Source organism: Nocardioides sp. NPDC057772 (assembly GCF_042798075.1).
Lineage (GTDB): Bacteria > Actinomycetota > Actinomycetes > Propionibacteriales > Nocardioidaceae > Nocardioides.
The window spans coordinates 1-22,645 of sequence record NZ_JBHVKN010000012.1; the positions used below are offsets into that span (position 1 = coordinate 1).

The following is a 22,645-nucleotide window of genomic DNA, read 5'->3' on the forward strand; positions in this document are numbered from 1 at the left end:
CTCCCAGAACGCCGCCGACATCGACCTGGACGACCAGCTCACCCCCGACCTGCAGACCCACGTCGTCGAGCACGTCCAGGCCCTGCTCGTCGCCGTACTTCACGAGCGCTTCCTGCCAGGCCGTGAGGCCGCCCTCGAGGGCGGTGTGGGTCTGGTAGGACGTGCCGACGGTGTCGCCGTAGATGGTGTCGGCGTACAGCTGATAGGGCAGGTACTGCCAGCCCTCGACCACCTGCGTGGCCGCTTCGGTGAGCACCTGGTTGACCTGCTGGCCACCGAAGTAGTCGAGCTTCTTGTCGACGAACGCCGGGTCCTCCAGGTCCGCGACCGTGGCCGGGAAGCCACCGCTCTCCAGGAACGGCTCGACGCCCTCGTCATGGTTGAGCCAGCGTACGAACGCCGCCGCCAGCGCGGGGTTCTTGCTCTGCTCCAGCACCGACTGGGTGCTGCCGCCGTTCTCGGCGGTCGCCGGCTGGCCGTCGTAGGTGGGCATCGGTGCGGCCCGCCACTTGCCGGCGCCCTCCGGCACCGACTGCTCGAACACACCCGGCGCCCAGGCACCGAGACCGATCGACGCGATGGTGCCGTCACCCAGCGCCTTGTACCACTCCTCGGTCCAGCCGGGGATGGTGCAGACCAGCTCGTCCTCGATGAGCTGGTTCCACACGCCCGTCCACTTCAGTGTGCCCTCGTCCTGCAGATCGATCGTGACGTTCTCGCCGTCGGACTCGAACGGCGTGCCCCCGGCCTGCCAGATCATGCTGGTGGTGAAGCCGGCGTCACCGCTGTCGTTGGTGATGCACTGCGACGGGTTCTCCTTCTTGATGGTCCGGGCAGCCTCGACGTACTCCTCCCAGGTGGTCGGCACCTCGAGCTTGTGCTCGTCGAAGACCTCCTGATTGTAGAAGAGCGCCATCGGGCCGGAGTCCTGCGGCAGCCCGTAGAGGCCCTCCCCGGCCTGCACCGAGGCCCAGGTCGACGGCGTGTAGTCCGCCTCGAACTCGTCGAAGCCGTACTGGCGCAGGTCGACCAGCTCCCCCGGCAGCGCGAACTGCGGCAGCGCCTTGTATTCGACCTGTGCCACGTCGGGGCCACCGGAGCCGGCCTTGATCGCGTTCTGCAGCTTCGTGTAGTGGTCGTTGCCGGTGCCGGCGTTGACCAGCTTCACGTCGACGTTCGGGTACTGGTCCTCGAACGCCGCGACCTGGGCCTCGGCGGACGGGGTCCACGTCCAGTAGGTGATGGTGCCCCCTTCCTCGAGGGCGGCGTCGAGGTCCGCAGCCGTGCCTTCGCCTCCGCTGCCGCCCCCGTCGTCCGAGCCGCAGCCGGCGAGCACGGAGGCGGCCGTGAGGGCTGCCGCGACCAGGGCGATCCGGCGGCGGGCTCTGCGCCCTTTGATGATCAACATGGCGTTCCTTTCATTTCACTGTTTGACGCTTCCCGCGCTCAGGCCGGACTGCCAGAACCGCTGGAGGAGGATGAAGGCGATGACGAGCGGGACGATGGTCAGCAGGGATCCCGTGACCACCAGGTTGTAGACGGGCTGCGCATTGGCGCCCGTCGCCTGGGCGCTCCACTGCGTCAGGCCCACGGTGAGCGGGTAGAGCTTCGGCTCGCTCAGCATGATCAGTGGCAGGAAGTAGTTGTTCCACGTCGAGACCACGGCGAACAGCAGCACCGTGACGATGCCAGGAGCGAGCAGTCGAAGAGTGACCGTGAAGAAGATCCGGATCTCCCCCGCGCCGTCGATGCGCGCCGCCTCGAGCAGCTCGTCCGGCACGGCGTCCGCGGCGTAGACCCACATCAGGTACAGGCCGAACGGGCTGATCAGCGAGGGGATGATGATCGCCCAGACCGTGTTGGTGAGCCCCATGTTCGAGAACATCAGGAACGTCGGTACCGCCAGCGCGGTGCCGGGCACGGCCACCGCGCCGATGATGACGGCGAAGACCGTCCGGCGCCCGGGGAAGCGGTACTTGGCCAGGCCGTAGCCGGCCGCGGTGGCCAGCAGGGTCGCGCCGCCGGCGCCCACCACGACGTAGAGAAGGGTGTTCGCCAGCCAGCGCAGGAAGATGCCGTCGCGGTAGGTCAGCGTGTCGCGGATGTTGCTGAAGAACGCGAACTCGTCACCGACCCAGAGACCGGGGCTCGAGAACAGGTCCTCCTGCGTCTTGGTGGCGCTCAGGACCAGCCACGCCAGCGGCACCAGCGTGTAGACGAGGAACAGCGCCATCAGCACGGTCAGCAGCGGCGATCGTCGCGGTGCCAGCGGCGACGTGCTCACCCGGCCCGTCACTTCATCGCCTCTCGTGAGCCGCGGAGCTGGACGGCGTACGCGATCACCGCGGTCAGCAGGCCCATCACGATCGCGACCGTCGCCGAGTAGTTGTACTGCTGCCCGCCGAAGGACAGGTTGTAGGCGTAGAGGTTCGGCGTGTAGTAGGTCGTGATGACGTTGGGTTCCAGCGTGCGCAGGATGTTCGGCTCGTTGAAGAGCTGGAAGGTCCCGATGATGGAGAAGATCGTGGCGATCAAGATGGCCCCACGCAGGGCTGGGATCTTGATCGAGAGCACGGTCCGTAGCGATCCGGCGCCGTCGAGCGCGGCGGCCTCGTAGAGCTCGCCGGGCACGGTGCGCAGCGCGGAGTAGAAGATCAGCATGTTGTAGCCCACGAACTCCCAGGTCACGATGTTGGCGATCGAGGCGAGCATCCAGTTGCTGCTGAGCGGCACGATCGAGGTGCCGAACAGGTCGTTGAGGTCGGCGGCCAGCCCGAAGTTGGTGCCGTAGATGAAGCCCCACATCAGGACGGCCACGACGCCGGGAACGGCGTACGGCAGGAAGATCACGAGCCGGAAGAAGCTCGTGGCGTAGAGCCGGGCGCTGTCGATGGCCAGCGCGGCCACCAACGCGAGGCCGAGCATGATCGGCACCTGTACGACGAAGAACAACAGGACCCGCAACGAGCCGTCCCAGAACTTGTCGTCGGTGAAGACGTCGACGTAGTTGTCCAGGCCGACGAACTCCGTGGTGCCGAAGAACGCCTGCGCACGGAAGAGGCTGAGGTAGGCGGCGTAGCCGATCGGCGCCAGGAAGGTCAGCGCGAAGACCGCCAGGAACGGACCGACGAAGATCCACCCCTTCGTGTCGCTGCGCGACCACCGGCGGCCGGGCACGGGTGGTCGCATACCGCCACGGCTCTCCCGGGCTCTCTCCAGCTGGGTGACGCCCTGGGACACGGTCCCACCTCCTTTCACCGCCGTTCGGTGGCGGCCTGTTAACGTCAACAGGTACAGTGACGTACGACACATGTTGACGTCAACAGGTTGGCGGAAGGATTATTCGGCGCATGGGGACAGACAGCACGGCCGCGGGGCCGGTGACACGGCGCGGGGCCTCGCAGGCCGACGTGGCTCGGATCGCTGGCGTATCGGGACAGACGGTCTCACGGGTCGCGAACGGCGCCCGCTATGTCGACCCGGCCACCCGGGAGCGGGTGCTGTCCGCGATGCGCGAGGTCGGCTACCGGCCCAACCGGGCGGCCCGGGCGCTGCGCAGCGGACGGTTCCAGAGCATCGGCGTGATCGCGTTCGAGCTCTCCAGCGTCGGCACCACGCACACCCTCGACGCGATCGCGGCCGCCGCCACCGAGACCGGCTACGCCATCAACCTGCTGCCGGTGCTGGACGCCACCCAGGACGCCGTCCGAGCGGCGTTCGACCAGCTCGGCGAGCAGGCGGTGGACGGCATCATCATCCAGGTCGAGACACACCGGCTCGACGGCGTCGTCGTGCCGGAGGGACTGCCGGTGGTCGTGGTCGACTCCAGCGCGCAGTACGACTACCCGATCGTCGACAACGACCAGGCCCACGGCGCGCGGTTGGCCACCGAGCATCTGCTCGACCTCGGGCACGAGACCGTCTGGCACGTCGGCGGGCCCGAGCTGTCCTACTCCGCGCGGCGCCGCCGGGCATCGTGGCAGGCGACGCTCGAGGCCCACGGCCGAACGGTGCCACCGGTGCTGCCGGGCGACTGGTCGACCGCGAGCGGCTACGAGGCCGGTCTCCGGCTGGCCGACAACGAGGAGGTGACCGCGGTGTTCACCGCGAACGACCAGATGGCCCTGGGACTGCTGAGAGCCCTGCACGAGCGCGGTCGCCGGGTGCCCGACGACGTCAGCGTCGTCGGCTTCGACGACATGGAGGAGGCGGCGTACTTCTGGCCGCCGCTGACCACCGTCCACCAGTCCTTCGACGAGGTCGGCCGGGGCGCGGTCGATGCCCTGCTCCGACAGATCCAGTCCGGAGAGCACGAGCACCAGGAGGTCCTGGTGCCGCCCCGGCTGGTCGTCCGGGCCAGCACCGCCCCGCCCCGCGGGACGACCGCATGAGCCGGCGATCGCACCGGTGGGTGCGGTGGCCCGAGCCGCTCGCGACCGAGAACGCTCGCGGACCGCTCGGCTTCGGCGCCGACTACAACCCCGACCAGTGGGACCGGGAGGTGTGGGACGAGGACGTCCGGCTGATGCGTCAGGCCGGGGTCAACATCGTCTCCCTCGGGATCTTCTCCTGGGCCCGTCTGCAGCCGACCGCGGACACCTGGGACTTCGCCTGGCTCGACGAGGTGATGGACCTCCTGCACGCCCACGGCATCGCCGTCGACCTCGCCACCGCGACTGCGTCACCGCCACCGTGGTTGAGTGCCGCGCACCCGGAGATCCTCCCGGTCACGCGCACCGGCGAGACCATGTGGCCGGGCTCCCGCCAGCACTGGCGGCCGACGTCGCCGGTGTTCCGCCAGCACGCGCTGGCGGTCGTCGAGACGATGGCGAGCCGGTACGCCGACCACCCGGCGCTCGCCGCCTGGCACGTCTCCAACGAGCTCGGTTGCCACAACCTCTACGACTACTCCGACGACGCCGCGGCGGCGTTCCGCGCCTGGCTGTCGCAGAGGTACGGCGACCTCGACAGGCTCAACCACGCCTGGGGCACCGCGTTCTGGTCGCAGCGCTACAGCGACTGGAGCCAGGTGCTGCCGCCGCGGCTGACGCCGACCATTCCCAACCCGACGCACCAGCTCGACTTCAAGAGGTTCTCCTCCGACGCGCTCAAGGACTACCTGCGCGCCGAGCGGGAGATCCTCGACCGGCTGACCCCCGACGTACCGGTGACCACGAACTTCATGGTGATGGACAACTTCACCGGCATCGACTACGCCGACTGGGCGGCCGAGGTCGACTTCGTCTCCAACGACCACTATGTGCTGGTCGACGAGCGCGCCCAGGACGAGCTGTCGTTCTCGGCCAACCTGACCGGCGGTATCGCCGGCGGCGAGCCGTGGTTCCTGATGGAGCACTCGACCAGCGCGGTCAACTGGCGCGCGATCAACCCGCCCAAGGCGGACGGCGCGCTGGTGCGTGACTCGCTCACGCACGTCGCCCACGGCGCGGACGCCGTCTGCTTCTTCCAGTGGCGGCAGTCCGTGGCCGGTGCGGAGAAGTACCACTCGGCGATGGTGCCCCATGCCGGCGAGGACAGCGATGTCTATCGGACGGTGGTCCGGCTGGGCGAGCACCTCGAGCGGCTCGCCCCCGTCGTCGGGTCGCGGCGCCGGCAGGCCCGGGCCGCGATCCTCTTCGACGTCGAGTCGTCGTGGATCCTCGACCTGGAGGCCAACCCGAGCTCCTCGGTGAGCCATCGGGCGGAGGCGCTCGACTGGTACGCCGCGTTCCTGGCGCTCGGCGTCCGGGCCGATGTCCTGCCCGTCGGCGCGCCGCTCGACGGCTACGACGTGGTGGTGGCACCGGTGCTGCACATGATGCCGCCCCCGACGGCCGACCGGCTGAGGTCGTTCGCCGAACGAGGTGGCCACCTGATCGCGACGTACTTCTCCGGCGTCGTGGACGAGAACAACCACGTGCTGCCGGGTGGCTACCCGGGTGCGCTGCGCGACCTGCTCGGCATCCGCATCGAGGAGTTCGGGCCGCTCCTGGACGGGAGCGAGGTCGTTCTCGACGACGGCAGTGTCGGGACGCTGTGGACCGACCGGATCACCGCGACGACTCCCGACACACAGATCCTCGCGACGTACAAGACCGGTCTGCAGGCGGGCCGTCCGGCGGTGACCCGACGCGCCCTGGCTGACGGCTCGGCCTCGTACGTCTCCACCCGGCTGGGCGCCGATGGTCTCGAGCCGCTGCTGGCCCGGCTGCTGGAGGCGGCCGGGGTGGACAGCGAGCTGCCCGAGGCGCTTCGTGGCCGGGTGGAGCTCGCCATCCGCACCGACGGCGAGAGGGACTACTGGTTCCTGGTCAACCGGACCGACGACGCGGTCGATCTCGGCGAGCCGGGCGACCTCGGCGAGCCGGTGTTCTGCTCCTCGGGTGCCGATCGCGGCGACGCCGAGCTGGTGGGCTCCGGGGTGGCCGTGTTCACCCGCGCCGCCCGATGACCGGCACGACTCGCGGCGTGCACCTTCGCCGTGGCGACACCAGCGTGGTCGTCCGGCTCGACCCCACCGAGCTCCCGTGCGTCCTGCACTGGGGACCGGATCTCGGCGAGACCGCGGCCGAGCACGTACCCGGCCTCCTCCGCTCGCTGGAGATGCCGAGCCTCGACGGGCCGATCTACCAGCACTCGTGGGCCTCCGTGCTGCCGCAGCAGACCAGTGGCTGGGTGGGTCGCCCGGGCCTGCTGGGCAGCCGCGCCGGCCAGGCCTGGGCGCTCACCTTCGACCTGGTGGACCACACGGTCACCGAGTCGGCCGACTGCACCCGGCTCACCAGCGTCGCGCTGGACAGGGCGGCCGGGGTGGAGGTGACCACCGAGATCGAGCTCTTCGGCAACGGTCTGCTGCGCCTGCGTGCCTGCGTGCGGAACCTGGCGGAGACGCCGTACGAGGTGACGCTGCTCGAACCGGCGCTGCCGGTGCCGGCCGAGGCCGACGAGCTCCTGGGCATGGCAGGGCGGCACGCTCACGAGCGCACCCCGCAGCGCCACGCGTTCACCCAGGGACAGCACGTACGCGAGGCCTGGGGCGGTCGTCCCGGCCACGACTCGGCCACCGTGCTGTGTGCCGGACGGTCCGGGTTCGGCTTCCGCGGCGGTCGGGTCTGGGGCGTCCACCTCGGCTGGAGCGGCAACCAGGTGCTCTGCGCCGAGAACTCCTTCACCGGCTGGAAGCTGCTGCGCGGAGGCGAGCTGCTCATGCCCGGCGAGATGGTGCTGGGCCACGACGAGTTCTACGCCTCGCCCTGGCTCTACGCCTCCTGGGGCGAGGGACTCGATGCCTTCTCCGGTCGCTTCCACGAGCACCTGAGGGCTCGGGACGTGCACCCGCGGCGCGAGCGACCGGTGCTTCTCAACACCTGGGAAGCGGTCTACTTCGACATGGACATGGACAAGCTCGTCGAGCTCGCCGAGCGTGCTGCCGAGCTGGGTGTCGAGCGGTACGTCCTCGACGACGGCTGGTTCAAGGGGCGGCGCGACGCGACGACCTCGCTGGGCGACTGGGTGGTGGACGAGGACGTGTTCCCGGACGGCCTCACCCCGCTGGTGAAGACCGTGCAGGCCCTGGGCATGGAGTTCGGGCTGTGGTTCGAGCCCGAGATGGTCAGCCTCGACTCCGACGTGGCCCGGGAGCATCCCGACTGGATCCTCGGCACCCACGCCGGTCCCGGCATCAGCTCGCGCAACCAGCACGTTCTGGACCTCTCCAACCCCGACGCCTGGGACCACGTGTTCGGCCAGATCTCGACGCTGGTGGACCGCTACGACATCGCCTACCTCAAGTGGGACCACAACCGCCCGCTGACCGGCGCGGGCCGCGGCCGGGACCACCGGCCCGCGGTCCACCTGCAGACACTCGCGGCCTACCGCCTGATGGACGCACTCCGTGCCGAGCATCCCGGGCTGGAGATCGAGTCGTGCTGCGGCGGTGGCGGGCGTCTCGACCTGGGAGTCCTCGAGCGGACCGACCGGGCCTGGGTCTCCGACTGCATCGACGCGCACGAAGGGCACCGTCTGGTCCGGTGGACCGGGCTGACCCTCCCGCCCGAGCTGATGGGCACCCACGTCGGATCGGGCACCGACCACACCACGGGACGTCAGCACGCCCTGCGCTTCCGCGCCGGCACCGCCATCTGGGGACATCTCGGCGTCGAGTGGGACCTCACCAGCATGTCGGACGCGGACCGCGAGGAGCTCCGGGCCTGGATCGCGCTGCACAAGCGGTTCCGCGGGCTGCTCCACTCCGGCCGCGTCGTGCGGGCCGACACCGTGCCCGACGGCCTCCAGCTCGACGGCGTGGTCGCCCCCGACGGGCGCGAGGCACTGTTCCGTCTGTCGGCGCTCGACCACACCCTGGGCCAGCCGGCCGGCCGCATCCGGTTCCCCGGCCTGATCCCGGAGGCTGCGTACCGGGTGACCCCGGTGCCTCTATCGGTGTCGCCCAAGGACCGCCCGCGGCCCGCGTGGTACGACGGCGGCGCCGTGATGAGCGGTCGGTTGCTCGATGAGGTCGGCCTCATCGCGCCCCTGCTGGAGGCCGACGACCTGGTCATCGTGCACCTGGTCGCAGAGGTGGCATGAACCCAGGGCCGGCTGGTGCTGCACCCCGGGATTCACCGCGCGTTCGCGTCGTGTTGGTCGAGGCACGCTCCACGTGACGTACGGGTCCGATTGTCTGGATGACGGTGCCTACGTCCCCAGCAACAGGATCCCCTACATGAACAAGATCAAGTTGGTCGTCGCCGGCGCAGTTACCCTGCTGGGCGTCGTCGTCTTCAGCGCACACTTCTCGCATCCCGCACCATCCGCCACCGACACGGCGAGCGCCGCGGTCGGCAGCAGCAGCCTCCGGATCGGTGTCGAGAGCACCGAACCCGTCTACTTCCAGAGCGGCGGCGAGACCTTGGGCTTCGACTACGACATGGCGCGCGGCGTCGCCGAAGGCATGGGCGTTGAGCCCGAGTTCGTGCCGATGGACGTCAACCAGCTCTTCCCTGCTCTGCGAGCGGGCAAGATCGACATGATCGGCGCCCAGGTCACGAAGACCTCAGACCTCGAGCGGGATTTCGACTTCAGCGCGCCGTACTTCTCGACGTACGTCGCCTTCCTCACCCCCGCGGGATCGAGCATCCGGACACGCCACGACGTCGACGGAAAGCGGATCGCGGTCGTCGACGGCGCGATCCAGGAGTCCTACCTACGGGACAAGTACCACGACGTGAAGATCGTCAAGGCCCCCACCGTGGGCGCTGCCGTCCAACTGATCGAGCGAGGCGAGGCGGACGCGTTGTTCCACGGCGCTCCGTACGCCCAGTCGATCATCAAGAGCGCACCCATCGTCTTGGAGGAGCCGATCGTCTACCCTGTCGACGACGCCCCGATCGGCTTCGTGATCCGCTCCGGCGACCCGCGCAAGGAGCAGATCGACGGAGTCCTGAAGGACATGATCCTCAGCGGCGAGTGGCTGAAGATCAAGACCGCCTACTTCGAGGCCGACCCGCTCTCCGACGTGTTCCGCGACAAGGGAGCCTGACGCTCTGCGCGGACCCGGATGCGTCAGACCGACTCGGCCACCAGGCGACTCGTGTACCCGGCCGCGACCAAGCGCTCGTACGCGGCCAACGTCCTGTCGTCGATTTCCTGCGGCGTCGCGAACCCCTTCTCCGCGTATACCCACAGGCGCTGGGTGTCGCCGACGAGCATGTCCAGCACTCGCTTCTCGCTGCCGATCGACGCGATGTACGCGCCCAGTTCCTGTCTGCGAGCCGAGCACACGACATCCAGCCCTGGCCACACCTTCTGAGCCGTCGCGTACGCTCGCCGCTGCTGATACGGGCGGCTGATCAAGGTCGCGCTCGCCACGCTGACATCGTGCTCGGCGAGCAGCTCGCGGCTGTACGTCAGGTTCTCGCCGGTGTTGGTCGCACGCGGTTCCACGAGGATCGCGCTGCCCGGCACTCCCAGCTCCTCGGCACGCTCGGCGAAATGGACCGCCTCGCCGCGCGGGAAGTCCTTCACCGTCGTCGGCGCGTTCGCCCCGGTGAAGACGATCAGCGGGAATCGACCGGCACGGAAGAGGTCCGCGGTGTGCTCAGCCACCCCTATGTCATGGCTACCCAGTGCGATCGCCACATCGGTTGCACGAGGCTCATCGGGAAGTTGATGGAAGTCCCACAAGACACGGGCATCGTCAAGCACGGTCGATGGCATCGGCTCAGTCTGCCATGCGAACCCGTGAGCGATTCCTGGTCACACTCCCGAACTCCGACTCCGGAGCCTGCAACCCCGTCACTCCGGGGGCGTGATCGCCACATAGTCCATCCCAGTGCGAAACTCCGCCCAGAACGTTGCCTTAAGCGGCGCCGATACGTCCGATAGACATCGTCTTCATCGTTCACGAGCGGCCGAGTCCGCGAGCGACAAACGATCGGCTCGATCGGCGTGGCCTACGGCCGCCGGAGTCCGGCGACGTCGAGTCGCCGGAGGAGCAGGGACGCGAGCGCCAGGTAATCTAGGGCCTCGTCGGGGGTGTCGCCCATCTCAACCTCGTGGCCGCGCGGGTTGCGGATGCCCGTCGCGGCACCCGCAAAGATGAACTTGAAGCCCTTCTGCTCGTCCACCTGGGACTGCGTCGAGAGTGTGTTCAATTGGATGTCGGGGCTCGCTTCGTTGAAGGCATCCATCATGAGAGCGTATCCGGTCTTACCCTCGAGGCCGCTGATCCGCTTGACCTCGTTCTCGATGAACTTGAAGGCGTTGAAGACCGATTCCTCCCAGTGCCCGTCGTCGAAGAGTTTCCGCACGCGCGGCGGGAGGTCCGGATGGATGTTCCGCGTCTCGAACGGGTGCGCAGCCTCCGCAGTCGTGAGGTCGACGGCCACGTTGTCCGTAATGCCGCTGCTATCGGTCACCTCAGTCTCGATAACCTCGGCGGCCTGCACCGCGCCAACGGACCTCACGATGCGCTCGAAGCGGTCTAGCAGGTAGTTCACGACATCAGGTGCTTCTTGATGCTCGCGAAGATCGAGTCGTAGGTATCGGCGTCGCCGCCCGGCGGAAGGTTGACCTCGATGCGCACTGTGAGCCCGACTCCTTGGGCGTCTTGGCCCTTTATATGACCGTCGCCGCCCGGCACCTCGGCGGTCTTCTTGACGGTCGTACTCTTGGTGGTGGTCTTCTTGGCTATGCCCTTTGGCGCTGCCGCCGTCTTCTTGGTGGTGTTGGTCCTGACGGTCGGGAGGTCACCGTGCCCAGCGAGGGCGGCCAGTGTCTGGAATGTCGCGGCCTGACGCTGTCCGACAACCTCCGAACTCTTGTCGATCATCCGGAACCAGTGAGTCAGCACGCCCTTGTCAGCCTCCAACACCGCGTCGCCCATCTCACCGAACAACTGCGAGTAGGCGGCGCGGAGCCGGTCCTCGATCCCCACTTTGAACGCTTCGTCATCGCCGTAGAGAAACTGGGTGTTTTCTGGCACCGGGGTGCCTTCCTCGTCTATCAGTCCAAGGAAACGGATGATCGAGATGATGTACGACTCGTTCGCGGGCGCGATGTTGGCGCGCTGCAGGTACCCGGCGTCAACCCTAGGCGGCACTCCGGAGCGGAGCCGGGTGAACGTCTGCACGACGGCACCTTGTCCAGAGATATAGGGATAGGTGGGCACACTTCCTCCTAGATCTTCAGCGGCCCCACGACAGTACCTCCGGGCGTCGATCTGTGAAGTGAAAACGCGCTTCCCAAGGCGGAAGGTCCCGCGTCCCAAGCCCGCGGGACCGATCCAGCTAGGTTTTGCCGGAGATCACCAGAACATCTGCGTCGCTCCGCGGAGAAGGTGCCGCTTCGGACTGCGTCACTCCGCCGCCAGTTCCGACTGACAGTGGTCGACTACTCCCGTTCGCCAGACGGGCACGCTTGCGCTGTGCAAGAATCGCGCTGGCTGAATTGAGCCGGGCTTGCCCGGTTCTGGCCCTGGTGTTCTTCACACTCGCTGTAGTGCTTCACATCCTGGCATCACTCGTTGCAACAAAGGGCGTCTCAGACGTCAAAGACGAGAGGAAGAAGGTGGTCGGCATGAAACGTAGTCGATGGGCAGTCAGGGGCGTTACCGCCTTTGCGCTGGTTACAGCGGACCTTCTGGTCAACATTGCAGTCATCGCAGGGTCAGGCTGAGTTCAGCACTCGCAGTGCGACCTCCTCAGATCGACGGCAGTCAGTAGACACGGTGACCTGCGCCGCCTGCACATGGGGGATCCCTCCTTCTACACCTCCGCGAGCCAGATACACCGACCACAACCAGGTCAGCCTGAAGTTGCAGATACGGACCGCCCGCGTGGGTCACCTGCTAGGGATATCTTGCGTACGCTCCATCAGCCCGAGGCGTCCATATAGGTGAAAGAGTGGCCACATGACGGAAGAGGCCCCACAGGATCTACTCCCGCCCGGCGAGCCGCGCATCACATCGCTACCGCTCACCTCTCGGGGAATCGCAGCATGCTGGGGGTTCGCAGTCATCCTTCTCACTTCAGGCATCGTCGGCACCTTCTATGAGAAGTCCGGAGCGCCCTGCGCCACCCTGATCGCCCTAGGCTCCCTATTGCTGGTGCTCGCACTTATGAAGCGAATCCCTCTACGCCTGGAGGTCGCGGGGACGAAGATCGATGCGTCCTACCCCCCGATCGGGCCTACAACGCCGGGCGCGAAGGCGGCGTGGTCGAAGGGCTTGAGGCCGCCATCGAAGCGGTCGAGAGGTCGCAAGAGAGCGGCTCAGACGTCGATCAGGTGTTGCGCCAACTCCGTCGGACGCGAGATTTGGAACTCCCGCCACGAGAGGTACCTGGATCGGGCCTTTCAGACCTAGACCTCGTGGAAGAGGCGACCCCTCATCCGGGCGACGTCGGATATCGCGGCCCCACAGCATGCAATGCAGTAGGCATCAGTTACCGTCAGCTCGACTATTGGACACGGACCGGCCTTGTAGAGCCCTCGATCCACCTCACGAAGGGATCTGGGACGCAGCGGCTGTATTCCTTCGAGGACATCCTTCTCTTAGCCGTGACTAAGAACCTCTTGGACGCAGGGGTGAGTCTGCAGCAGATTCGAATCGCGATCCTGCAACTCCGTGAGCATCCGAGTCCCCGATGGACGGACATCACTCTGATGAGCGATGGGCAGTCCGTGTACGAGGCAACCCGAGACGATGAACTGCTGAACCTAATGGCTTCAGGACGTGCAATGTTCGGAATTTCACTGGCCTCGCTGGCCAAGGAGCTCAGACGAGTGCTCGGCGAGCTCCCCGCAGAGCCCCTCCAGTAGACGTTGGGTCATCTTCCCACAGTTACTTACGATCCAGCTAGCAACTTCATTTGCCCAGGTTCGGGCGCGCAACTCCTATTGCCCACGGACCTTGCATCATTCCGGCTCCTATATGAGGCGGCCTCTGGGCACGACGCCCATGCCGACCTTCGCCGCGTGGCCAAGGCAGCCCTAGCGAACAGACTCGAAACCGCCGCCCCGATTGACCGGTCACCCGACTCGCCTTGAGCCCACCGGCGACGGACAGCGCTCTGAGCGCCGTGTGGAAAGATCAGGATCCATGATTCGTGCGGTGGTGTTTGACGTCGGCGAGTGCCTGGTGAACGAGAATCGGGAGTACGGCACATGGGCGGACTGGCTGGGGGTGCCTCGACACACCTTCTCGGCTGTCTTCGGGGCCGTCATCGCACGCGGGCTGGACTATCGCGAGACGTTCCAAGTGTTCCGGCCGGGGTTCGATCTGACCGAGGAGCGGCGGAAGCGGGAGGAGGCCGGGCAGCCGGAGTGGTTTGGGGAGGATGACATCTATCCCGACGTACGACCTGCGCTGAAAGAGCTCAGGGCGGCCGGCCTGTGGTTGGGGCTTGCCGGCAACCAGACCGTCAATGCCGGTCGGATTCTTCGAGAGCTGGATTTTCGGGTGGACATGGTTGCGACCTCGGATGACTGGGGTGTAAGCAAGCCGGATCTGGCGTTCTTCGAGCATGTCATCGAGGCGGCGCCGTACGCGGCTGAGGAGATCCTCTACGTCGGCGACCGGCTCGACAATGACGTACGGCCTGCTTACGAGTCGGGGATGGCGACCGCGCTGATCCGCCGGGGGCCGTGGGGCGTGATCCAGGAGCATGCCCCGGAGGCGGACGAGATCGCGACGATCCGGATCTCCACACTGGCCGAGTTGCCCGAGCGGATCGCAGCGCTCAACGACGCCGGTCAGTGACGTAGGGCGCTCAACGTGTTGTGCCAGCCGTAGAGACGGTCGTCGAGGCGGCGTACGCAGTCCAGGTCGGCGTGGGCGTCCAAGGCCTTGCGTACGGTCATGATCCGCTCCATGCCGGTGGCGTACCAGTTGACCGCAAGGCTGTCGAGGGCTTGCTCGGCGTAGCCGCATGCGGCCTCGGGGTCGCCGGCTGCAGCCTCGACGGCCGCCAGGTCGCCGAGGATCACGGGTGACTGCTTCTCGTCGCCGGTGGTAGCCGAGTCCAAGGCCCACTGCAGGGTGGTGCGGGCCTGGACGATGCGGCCGGCCTTCAGTTCGGTGTTGCCCTTGAACGCGGCCAGCCTCATCGGGGAGAACCAGGTGAACCAGTCGGGCGGCTGATGCTCGTTGGGTTCGGCCATCAGATCCTCAGAGTGGTGGATCAGCTTCAGCGCCTGGTCGTAGTTGCCGGCGATGGTGGCGCACTCAGCCTCGACTGCGTCCAGCCATGCGAGATGCTCCACCGACGCGGGAGCGCGGCGGGCGTAGACCCGCGCGGCGCGGATCCGGTTCGCGGTGAGGTCGGTGTCCTTGACCCAGCCGGGGATGAAGGCGGTGTGCGCCAGGATGGCCGAGCCGAGCAGCGAGTCGTCGGCGACTGCGGCCATCTGGAGCGCGTTGATGTAAGTGGCATCAGCATCCGCGGGCCGCTGCAGGGAGAAGAACTCGATCCGGCCGGCGAGCAACAGCGACTCCGCAAGCGACAGCGCGAGCCGCTCGCGGATCGTTCCGGTCGCCTCTTCCACCAGCCCGGCGACCATGTGGTTGTGCTCGACCAGCACAGCCAGCAGGTGCCCGGGCGCGACGGTGGGATACATGCGGCGGTAGGCAGCCATGATGGCGGTGACGTCCGCGGCGATCGTCGCGGGCTGGGAGCCCGCCACAAGGGTCGTCGAACGTGGGGGGCGACGGATCGGCTCCCTCTTCTGCGGAGACTCCGAGGTGGAAGGCGCACTAGGGGCCGTGTCCCAGGGAGCGGTGAACCCGAGCTGCTCGATCGGCAGGTTGAGGACATGCGTGAGGAGCCGCTGATAGTCCGAGCGTGGCCACGGCGGCGCGGCCGATTCCCATCGGCGTACCTGCCTGACGCTGATCTCCACATGCCCCAGACCCAACTGCGGCGCGACACGCGTCAACGCATCAGCCAGCGCCTGCTGGGAGCCGAACCCCGCGTGCTGCCGGGCGGCCTTCAACAGGACGTTCCCACTCCGCTCGCTCATGACTTTCCTCCGAGGTTGGGCTTTCCGCCATGAGAAACCCTAGCGCGGAGCACTGAATGACCGCTAAAAGTCCTCATCAAGGCCTCATGCACTCGGCGTCGGTCGGAGAGGCTGGGGGCATCCGGGCGGACGGAAGGCTCGAAGCCACTGTCCGCCCGGACTCCAGCCACAGGAGAAAGCGACGGAGAGACTCGGATGTCATCGCTCAGCAGGGTCCGCCCAGGCAGACCACGACTCATCCCGAACATCGGCGTGGGTACACCGCGCGAGCAAGTCCTGGAAGCGGCCGCACGCTTGTTCACGAGCAAGGGGTTCGCGGCGACCTCTACCCGCGAGATCGCCGAGGCGGTCGGAATCCGACAGGCATCGCTCTACTACCACTTCGCGGGCAAGGACGAGATCCTCGCAACGCTGCTCGCCACGACGGTGAGGCCGACGCAGATGGTGGTCGACGAGATCGTCACCCTGGTGCCTCCGGAACGTGTTGAGACCGCCCTGTGCCTGCTGGCCCTGGTCGACATCGACACACTCGCTCGAGTGCCCCACAACGTCGGGGTTCTCTACCAGCTGCCTGACGTCGTCTCTGCCGCCAACCTCGACTACGCCAGCTTCCGCCAGGCCCACAGCGAGCTCACCGAGGCGTATGCAGACCTCGGCGCCCAGCTTGCCACTCGACACGGAGTGACCGCCCCTCCCCGAGCTCTCGGATCCATGCTGATCCAACAAGTCGAGGGCGTCATCACACTCCGTGCCGACGGCAACGACGTCGACAGCGATCGCGCGATCGAGATCGCCGGCGGCTGCCTTCGCCTGTGTGGCTGCGACCAGGCCGAAGCCACACAGGCGATACGTCGAGCGACAGCTCTTCAGGATCAGCTGAGGCTCGGGGCGAGCGCTGTCACTCCTTGCCCCACGCCCGTTCGATGACCTCGATCACCTTGGGCCGCAGATCGCTGGCCGCGATGACCTCGTCGACCGAGCCGACCTCGACCGCACGGTGGATGTTGTGCACGTCGTCGAACTCGGCGGCGACCTCGGCGATCTTGTCGGCTCGCAGCTGAGCACGGAGCTCGGCCAGCTCGACGACGAGGGCGCCGCGTTCGCCGTCCTCGGCGTGGTCGATGCGCTCCTCGAGCACGGCGACGCGCGGGTCGGCCGCGGCCCGCTTGGAGACCTCGGCGGCGAACACGACGGCGGCCGCGGGGGCGCCACCGAGGACCGAGGCGTACGAGCCCTCGATGGCGAGGACGGTCATCGACGGATTCAGGTGCTTGGAGAACACCACGAACGCACCACCGTGGTAGCGGGAGATGACGCAGAAGACGATCGGGCCCTGGAAGTTGACGACCGCGCGGCCGATCTCGGCGCCGTACTCGAGCTGCAGGTTGCGCATCGACTCCGGGGAGCCGTCGAAGCCGGACAGGTTGGCGAGCACCACCAGCGGGCGGTTGCCCGAGGCCGCGTTGATCGCACGCGCGACCTTCTTCGACGACCGCGGGAACAGGGTGCCCGCGGTGTAGGTGTCCGGACCGTCGGCGGGAGGGAAGCCGGCGCGCGGCACCGGCTTGGACTCGATGCCGACCAGGCTGACCGGGTAGCCGCCGATGCGGGTGTCGACGACCACGGCGGTGTCGGCGTCGGCCATGCCGGCCCACCGCTCGAGCATCTCGTGGTCGGCGTCGGCCAGCGCCCGCATCACGGTGCGGATGTCGAAGGGGCGCTTGCGGTCGGGGTTGTGCTCGGCCGAGAAGATCTCGCCGACGCATGCGAAGTCACCCGGGTGCGGGAACGACGACACGTCGCGGTCGCTCGGGTCGGTCGTCGGCGCACGGCGCGGTCCGGGCTCACCGGGGACCACGTAGGTATGCTCGTAGTGCGCCATGAGCACCCGGAAGGCACCGGCCAGGTCCGGCACCCAGTACTGCGCCTGCCCGTTCGGGCCCATCACCCGGTCGTAGCCGCCGATGCCGTGGTTGTCCTCGGCCGAGACCCCGCCGGAGAAGTCGAGCGACTGCTTGCCGGTGAGCACCATCGCGCTGTCCGGGGTCATCACCAGGATGCCCTTGGTGTGCATCAGCATCGTGGCCTCGGCGTTCCAGTAGGGCTGGGCGCCGACGTTGATCCCGGCGACGACGATGTTGATCTCGCCGCCGTCCTGGGTGAACTGGACGATCCGGCGCAGCGCGGCGGCCACCCAGTCCATGTTCTCGGTGCCGCTCTCCATCGAGATCCGGGCACCGGCCGACACCGCGAACCACTCGACCGGGACCTGCATCCGCTCGGCGAGGTCGATGGCCGCGATCACCCGGGCGCACTCGGGCTCCGAGAGCGCGCCGAGCGACTTGAGCGGGTCACCGCAGAGTACGACGCGGGTGATGCCCTCGGGGTAGAGCGGGCTCGGGGTGGTGACGACGGCGACGATGATGCCGGCCTTGTTGAGCCCGGGGGCACGGTCGACCGGCACGAGCACGCCGGAGTCGTCGAGGTCGTGCTCGACGACCGTGCCTCCCCCGGCCAGGGCGCGCTGGAGCTCGTAGGGGTAGACGAGGCCGCGGCGTCGGGCGCGGAGCACCTTGGCGGCGTACTCGTCCAGCGGGGCGAGCGGCTCGGTGGGCGGTTCGATGACGTCGGCCACGACCCCCGCACCCGGCTGGGCGTGGAAGCGGATCGCCAGCCTGGTCGGCTCGCCGCCGTCCGGCGATGCCACCCGCCCCTCGGCGAGAACCTCTTCGATCCCGGTGCCCTCGCTGAGCGGGGTGATCTTGCTCTGCAGCGCGGTGATCTGGTCGAGATCGGCTTCGACGACCGGCCACACGGTCACCCAGACGTGGTTGACGTCCAGCTTGGTGCCCTCGCGGCCGCGGGCGGTGCGTACGCGGCGGATCGCCTCGAGGCAGTTCTCCACGGCACGCTCGACGTGCGGCAGCGCGATCACGCGGCCCTCGTCGTCGCGCACCACGGCGAGCTGGCGGGCCTGGGCAGCGGCGACGAGCCGGCGGTCGGCCGGGTTGGCGCGAGCGACGCACTCGTAGAGCAGGACGTCGTCGGGGGCGGCGAGCCTGGTGACGTCGAACTCGCTCAGGCGCCACAGGTTGAGCCTGCGACCGACCATCGGGTGCATGCCCCGGACCAGCGCGTCCTCGACCAGCTGAGCGGAGCCGTCGTCTTGGTAACGGAAGGTGAAGTAGTCGACCGGCTGTGGCGCGGGATGGCAGACCGCGACCGTGACACGACGCGCGCGCCGGGCGAACTCCTGCCCGACGAGCAGCTTGGCGAGCTCAGCCGACGCGAGGTCCGGATCGGCGGGCGCGTCCGTCCAGCGCAGGTAGATCTCGACGACGTCATCGTGCTCCGAGGTCATCGCCGAGGTGATGGCGGTGGCGAGCGGGCCGTCGGGCTGGGCGAGCTCGGTCACGTCGCCGGTGGTGGACACCACCCGGGTCGCGCCCTTCTCGTCCGTAGCGTACTCGGCGTGCGCCACCTGGCGTCCGCCGCCATCGCCGGCGCCGGCGCCGGCCACGGTGACGGTCAGGTCGTGCAGGTGGTGGTCGCGGTAGTGCCGCCGGATCAGCACCTCCAGCAGCGGCTCGCGCTCGGGAATCCCCTCGACCAGCCGGTCGCGGAGGAAGCCGACCAGCGGCTCGGGGACAGCCGCCAGCGCATCGATGCGGGCGGCCCGGTCGGGGGCGTCCGGGTCGGTGAGGGCGGCGACCTCGGCCGGTACGCCCTCCAGCACCGCGCGGCGCTCGTCGTCGACCGCCGGCTGGTCGAACCAGCCGAACCGGACCGAACGGGCCAGGTCGCCGACCACGGCGAAGCGGCGCTGGGTGGCGCGGACGATCCGCTCGAGCAGCGCGCGGACCGCGGCGGCGTCCTCCGTCGCCGGCGGCGGGTCGCCGAGCCAGCGCTGCAGCACCCCGATCGCGATGTCGACGTCGGCGGGATGCTGCTGGGCGAGGAAGATGCGGAACACCGCACGCTCGAGCTCCGGCGTACGTTCGAGGTCGGAGACCCCGTAGTGCGCCAGGACCCGCAGCAGCTTGTCGCGGAAATGGTCTGGCAGCGCGCCCCGGTCGGGGTCGAGGCTGCGCAGGTAGGTGTGGAAGTACTCCCGCGAGCTGTGCACGCGCAGCTCGGTGGACGGCTCGTCACCGGCCGGGCGGTTGCGGCTGAGCTCGGCGAAGTCCGCGAAGAGCGACAGCAGGGCCATCTCGGCACGGAGGATGTCGGCCGAGGCACCGGCCGGGCGGGCGGCGAGGTGTGCGGCGAGCAGTGCCGGACGCTGGTCCTCGTCGATGTCGTAGCCGAGCAGCAGGCTGCTCAGGTCGGCCAGCGCGCGGTCGCTGCGGTCGGGCTCCGTCGTGGGCGCCGGCAGGTCCAGGTCGGCCAGGCGGGCGGCACTCGTCTGGGCGCCGTCGCCGTCTCCGGTGGGCTCGAGGCGCAGCAGCGGCGCCGCCGTCTCGACCTGGCTCCCGACCCGGACCAGGAGCTCCTTGACCCGGCCGGTGAACGGCGCGGTCAGCGCGGTCTCCATCTTCATCGACTCGAGCACCAGCACCGGGTGACCGGCCGCCACCTCGTCGCCGACGGCGAGCGGGGTGGAGACGACGAGCGCCGGCGCGGGCGACCGCAGCATCCCGCCCTCGTCGCGGCTGACCCGGTGCATCACGTCGTCGACCTCGACCAGATGGACGGGGCCGTGGGTGGAGGTCACCAGCCGGTAGCGGTGGCCGTCCACGGTGAGCCGGCCGTGCACCTCGTCGATCCGGTCGAGGGTGGCGGTGAGGGTGCGCCGCTCGCCACCGGCGGTGATGGTGACCTGGTAGCGGGCAGGTCCGGACTGCCGCACGGTCAGGGCGTACGTCGCACCGCGCAGCTTGAGCTCGATGGTGCGGGCAGGGTCGTGCTGGATCTGAGGCCGACCGCCCTGGGCGGTCTGGAGCATGCGGGCGATCTCTCCCCGCTCGGCCTCGTCATACCCCTCGATCGCGGCGGCGACGAGCGCGATGCCGGCGTGCCGGGCGGCCTGCAGGCGTCCCTCGCCGCGCACCCGGTCGATCCACCCGGTGTCGGCCCAGGCCGGGGTGCCGGCGGTGACCTCGGGCTGGTCGAGGAGCTCGAGGATGAAGCTCTTGTTGGTCGCACCGCCGTCGATGATGACGGTGGTCTCCCCCATCGCCCGGCGCAGCCTCGCCAGAGCCTGCTCACGGTCGGCGCCCCAGGCGATCACCTTGGCGATCATCGAGTCGAAGTCGGCCGGGATGGTGTCACCTTCGGCCACGCCGGTGTCGACCCGGATGCCGGGACCCGCGGGGAACTCCAGCCGGCTGATCCGGCCAGGAGCGGGAGCGAAGTCGCGATCCGGGTCCTCGGCGTTGAGCCGGGCCTCGACCGCATGGCCGCGTTCGACCGGCCGGTCGCCGCTCAGCGGCACACCGGAGGCGACCTGGATCTGCAGCGCCACCAGGTCGGTGCCGGTCACGACCTCGGTGATCGGGTGCTCGACCTGGAGGCGGGTGTTGACCTCGAGGAACGCGAACGTCTTCTCGCCGGGGTGGTAGAGGAACTCGACGGTGCCGGCACCGGCATACCCCACGGCGTTGGCGAGCCGCTCGGCCGACGCCTTGAGGTCGGCCGCCTGCTCGTCGGTCAGCAGCGGGGAGGACGACTCCTCGATGACCTTCTGGTTGCGCCGCTGCACCGAGCAGTCGCGTACGCCGATCGCCCAGGCGGTGCCTTGGCCGTCAGCGATCACCTGGACCTCGACGTGACGCGCGTCGGTGACCAGCTTCTCGAGGAACACGACGCCGCTGCCGAACGCCCGCTCCGCCTCGTCCCGGGTGCGCTGGTAGGCCTCGGCGAGCTCGTCGCCGGAGGTGACCTTCCGGATGCCGCGACCGCCGCCGCCGGCGGTCGCCTTGAGCATGAGCGGGTAGCCGATCTCCTCGGCGCTGGCGAGCGCCTCCTCGAGCGTGTCGACACCGCCGCGGCTCCACGGAGCCACCGGGACGCCGACCTCCTCGGCGATCAGCTTGGAGCCGATCTTGTCGCCCAGCTTGCGCATCGCCTCGGCACTGGGGCCGATGAAGGTGATGCCCAGCCGGTCGCAGAGCTCGGCGAAGGCGGGGTCCTCGGCGACGAAGCCCCAGCCGACCCAGGCGGCGTCGGCCCCAGAGGCGACCAGTGCCTGCTCGAGGACGGCGAGATCGAGATAGGGGCGGTCCGCGGCCGCACCGAGCAGATAGGCCTCGTCGGCCTCACGTACGAACGCCGCTCCGGCGTCGACGTCGGTGTGCAGTGCGATGGTGCGGATCGTCCCAACGGATGTGTCCCGCGCGTTGAGATCGCGTACGGCGTGGATCAGACGCATGGCGGCTTCGCCGCGGTTGACGATGGCAATTCGAGAGACCTGTGGCACGGTGCAGACCCTTTCATCACGCGCCGCTCCTGTGACCGCTCGAGTCCGACAGGCTTCTGCTGGATTCCTTGTCGATTTCCTAGTGGACTCCGCACGGCGACACCCGCGACTGAGCCGGTGTCCTCCGTTCAGGATGGCCGTTTCCTACAACGTCCGGCGGGCTCCGTTGACCTTCTGGCGGAGCCAGGCCGGGACGCGCTCCTCGTCACGAGGGAACGTCTCCAGGTCGAGCGCATACAGCCCGGGATGGGCGGGCCAGCGCCAGACGGGCTCGTCGTCGTAGTTGAACACGACCTTGGTCGAGTTCTTCGCCCCCTCGCCCTCGCCGCTCGCGATGGTCCAGCGTGCGGAGAACCAGGTTCCCCGGCCCGGCTCGTACATCACCCGCCGGAGCTCGTCGGTCAGCGCGAGGATGGTCTCGGGCGGCCGGGCGTAGGCGAAGCTGCCGTCCGGCCGATGCACGTCGATGCGGCCGGTGAAGAACATGGACAGGTTGCGATGGTTGAAGACCAACGTCGACCAGTCGCCCTCGACCTCGTCGGCGAGGTGGAGGGCGATCTCATCGATGAGCTGTTCCTGTCTGACCACAGGAGGAACGGTCATGACCGCCAACCTACTACCGCTGTCGACCCCAATCCGGGACCATCGTCCCGGGGTCCGGCACACTGAGGTGTTTCCCACCCGCGGAGCACGGACATATCGAGAAGC

The 22,645-nt window shown here is 68.4% G+C and carries 16 protein-coding genes; 7 read left to right on the top strand and 9 right to left on the bottom strand.

Annotation, left to right across the window (positions count from 1 at the left end; genetic code table 11):
* The 3 genes from ACFVJS_RS04075 to ACFVJS_RS04085 form a co-directional block, all read right to left on the bottom strand.
* A partial coding sequence (locus tag ACFVJS_RS04075) for an ABC transporter substrate-binding protein (protein WP_378877663.1) occupies positions 1-1,408 on the bottom strand: 1,408 nt, incomplete at its 3' end.
* Positions 1,409-1,423: 15 nt separating this feature from the next.
* Positions 1,424-2,284, bottom strand: a complete 861-nt coding sequence (locus ACFVJS_RS04080; RefSeq protein WP_378877664.1) for a carbohydrate ABC transporter permease — start codon at positions 2,282-2,284, stop codon at positions 1,424-1,426.
* Between the two features lie 8 nt (positions 2,285-2,292).
* Positions 2,293-3,240 carry a carbohydrate ABC transporter permease gene (locus ACFVJS_RS04085; RefSeq protein ID WP_378877665.1) on the bottom strand — a complete coding sequence of 316 codons (948 nt, stop codon included), beginning with the start codon at positions 3,238-3,240 and terminating at the stop codon, positions 2,293-2,295.
* Positions 3,241-3,350: 110 nt separating this feature from the next.
* On the opposite strand from ACFVJS_RS04085, the gene ACFVJS_RS04090 reads away from it, so the two are divergent.
* The 4 genes from ACFVJS_RS04090 to ACFVJS_RS04105 all read left to right on the top strand — a co-directional run bounded on the left by ACFVJS_RS04090 (position 3,351) and on the right by ACFVJS_RS04105 (position 9,541).
* Positions 3,351-4,391, top strand: a complete 1,041-nt coding sequence (locus tag ACFVJS_RS04090) for a LacI family DNA-binding transcriptional regulator (protein WP_378877666.1) — start codon at positions 3,351-3,353, stop codon at positions 4,389-4,391.
* Positions 4,388-6,451: a beta-galactosidase gene (locus ACFVJS_RS04095; RefSeq protein WP_378877667.1), complete on the top strand. Its 2,064-nt coding sequence runs from the start codon at positions 4,388-4,390 to the stop codon at positions 6,449-6,451. Before ACFVJS_RS04090 ends, ACFVJS_RS04095 begins: the two co-directional genes overlap by 4 nt.
* The gene (locus ACFVJS_RS04100; protein ID WP_378877668.1) at positions 6,448-8,589 is read left to right on the top strand and encodes an alpha-galactosidase; all 2,142 of its coding nucleotides are present in this window, start codon (positions 6,448-6,450) and stop codon (positions 8,587-8,589) included. The genes ACFVJS_RS04095 and ACFVJS_RS04100 overlap by 4 nt, the downstream gene beginning before the upstream one ends.
* 136 nt (positions 8,590-8,725) lie before the next feature.
* A complete protein-coding gene (locus ACFVJS_RS04105; protein WP_378877669.1) occupies positions 8,726-9,541 on the top strand; it encodes a substrate-binding periplasmic protein in 816 nt (271 codons plus the stop codon).
* Between the two features lie 23 nt (positions 9,542-9,564).
* On the opposite strand, the gene ACFVJS_RS04110 is transcribed toward ACFVJS_RS04105, so the two are convergent.
* From ACFVJS_RS04110 to ACFVJS_RS04120, 3 genes are all read right to left on the bottom strand, one after another.
* Positions 9,565-10,218: a YdcF family protein gene (locus tag ACFVJS_RS04110; RefSeq protein ID WP_378877670.1), complete on the bottom strand. Its 654-nt coding sequence runs from the start codon at positions 10,216-10,218 to the stop codon at positions 9,565-9,567.
* Between the two features lie 236 nt (positions 10,219-10,454).
* Positions 10,455-11,000, bottom strand: a complete 546-nt coding sequence (locus tag ACFVJS_RS04115; RefSeq protein WP_378877671.1) for a TIGR02391 family protein — start codon at positions 10,998-11,000, stop codon at positions 10,455-10,457.
* Positions 10,997-11,671, bottom strand: a complete 675-nt coding sequence (locus ACFVJS_RS04120) for a DUF5343 domain-containing protein (RefSeq protein ID WP_378877672.1) — start codon at positions 11,669-11,671, stop codon at positions 10,997-10,999. The genes ACFVJS_RS04115 and ACFVJS_RS04120 overlap by 4 nt, the downstream gene beginning before the upstream one ends.
* A 1,043-nt stretch (positions 11,672-12,714) precedes the next feature.
* On the opposite strand from ACFVJS_RS04120, the gene ACFVJS_RS04125 reads away from it, so the two are divergent.
* Together ACFVJS_RS04125 and ACFVJS_RS04130 are read left to right on the top strand one after the other, a co-directional pair.
* Positions 12,715-13,320: a MerR family transcriptional regulator gene (locus ACFVJS_RS04125; protein ID WP_378877673.1), complete on the top strand. Its 606-nt coding sequence runs from the start codon at positions 12,715-12,717 to the stop codon at positions 13,318-13,320.
* A 280-nt stretch (positions 13,321-13,600) separates the two neighbouring features.
* Entirely contained in the window at positions 13,601-14,260 is a 660-nt protein-coding gene (locus ACFVJS_RS04130; protein ID WP_378877674.1) for an HAD family hydrolase, read from the top strand.
* Here ACFVJS_RS04130 and ACFVJS_RS04135 read toward each other — a convergent pair.
* Positions 14,254-15,519: a hypothetical protein gene (locus ACFVJS_RS04135; protein WP_378877675.1), complete on the bottom strand. Its 1,266-nt coding sequence runs from the start codon at positions 15,517-15,519 to the stop codon at positions 14,254-14,256. The two genes, ACFVJS_RS04130 and ACFVJS_RS04135, sit on opposite strands and share 7 nt — an antisense overlap.
* Positions 15,520-15,714: 195 nt before the next feature.
* Here ACFVJS_RS04135 and ACFVJS_RS04140 point away from each other — a divergent pair, with 195 nt between their 5' ends.
* The gene (locus ACFVJS_RS04140; RefSeq protein WP_378877676.1) at positions 15,715-16,446 is read left to right on the top strand and encodes a TetR/AcrR family transcriptional regulator; all 732 of its coding nucleotides are present in this window, start codon (positions 15,715-15,717) and stop codon (positions 16,444-16,446) included.
* On the opposite strand, the gene ACFVJS_RS04145 is transcribed toward ACFVJS_RS04140, so the two are convergent.
* Positions 16,418-21,937 (bottom strand): carboxyl transferase domain-containing protein, encoded by a 5,520-nt coding sequence (locus tag ACFVJS_RS04145; protein WP_378877677.1) that lies wholly within the window; start codon positions 21,935-21,937, stop codon positions 16,418-16,420. The two genes, ACFVJS_RS04140 and ACFVJS_RS04145, sit on opposite strands and share 29 nt — an antisense overlap.
* A 144-nt stretch (positions 21,938-22,081) precedes the next feature.
* Positions 22,082-22,540, bottom strand: coding sequence for an agglutinin cell wall attachment protein (locus tag ACFVJS_RS04150; RefSeq protein WP_378877678.1), 459 nt, complete (start codon positions 22,538-22,540; stop codon positions 22,082-22,084).
* Between the last annotated feature and the right edge of the window lie 105 nt (positions 22,541-22,645).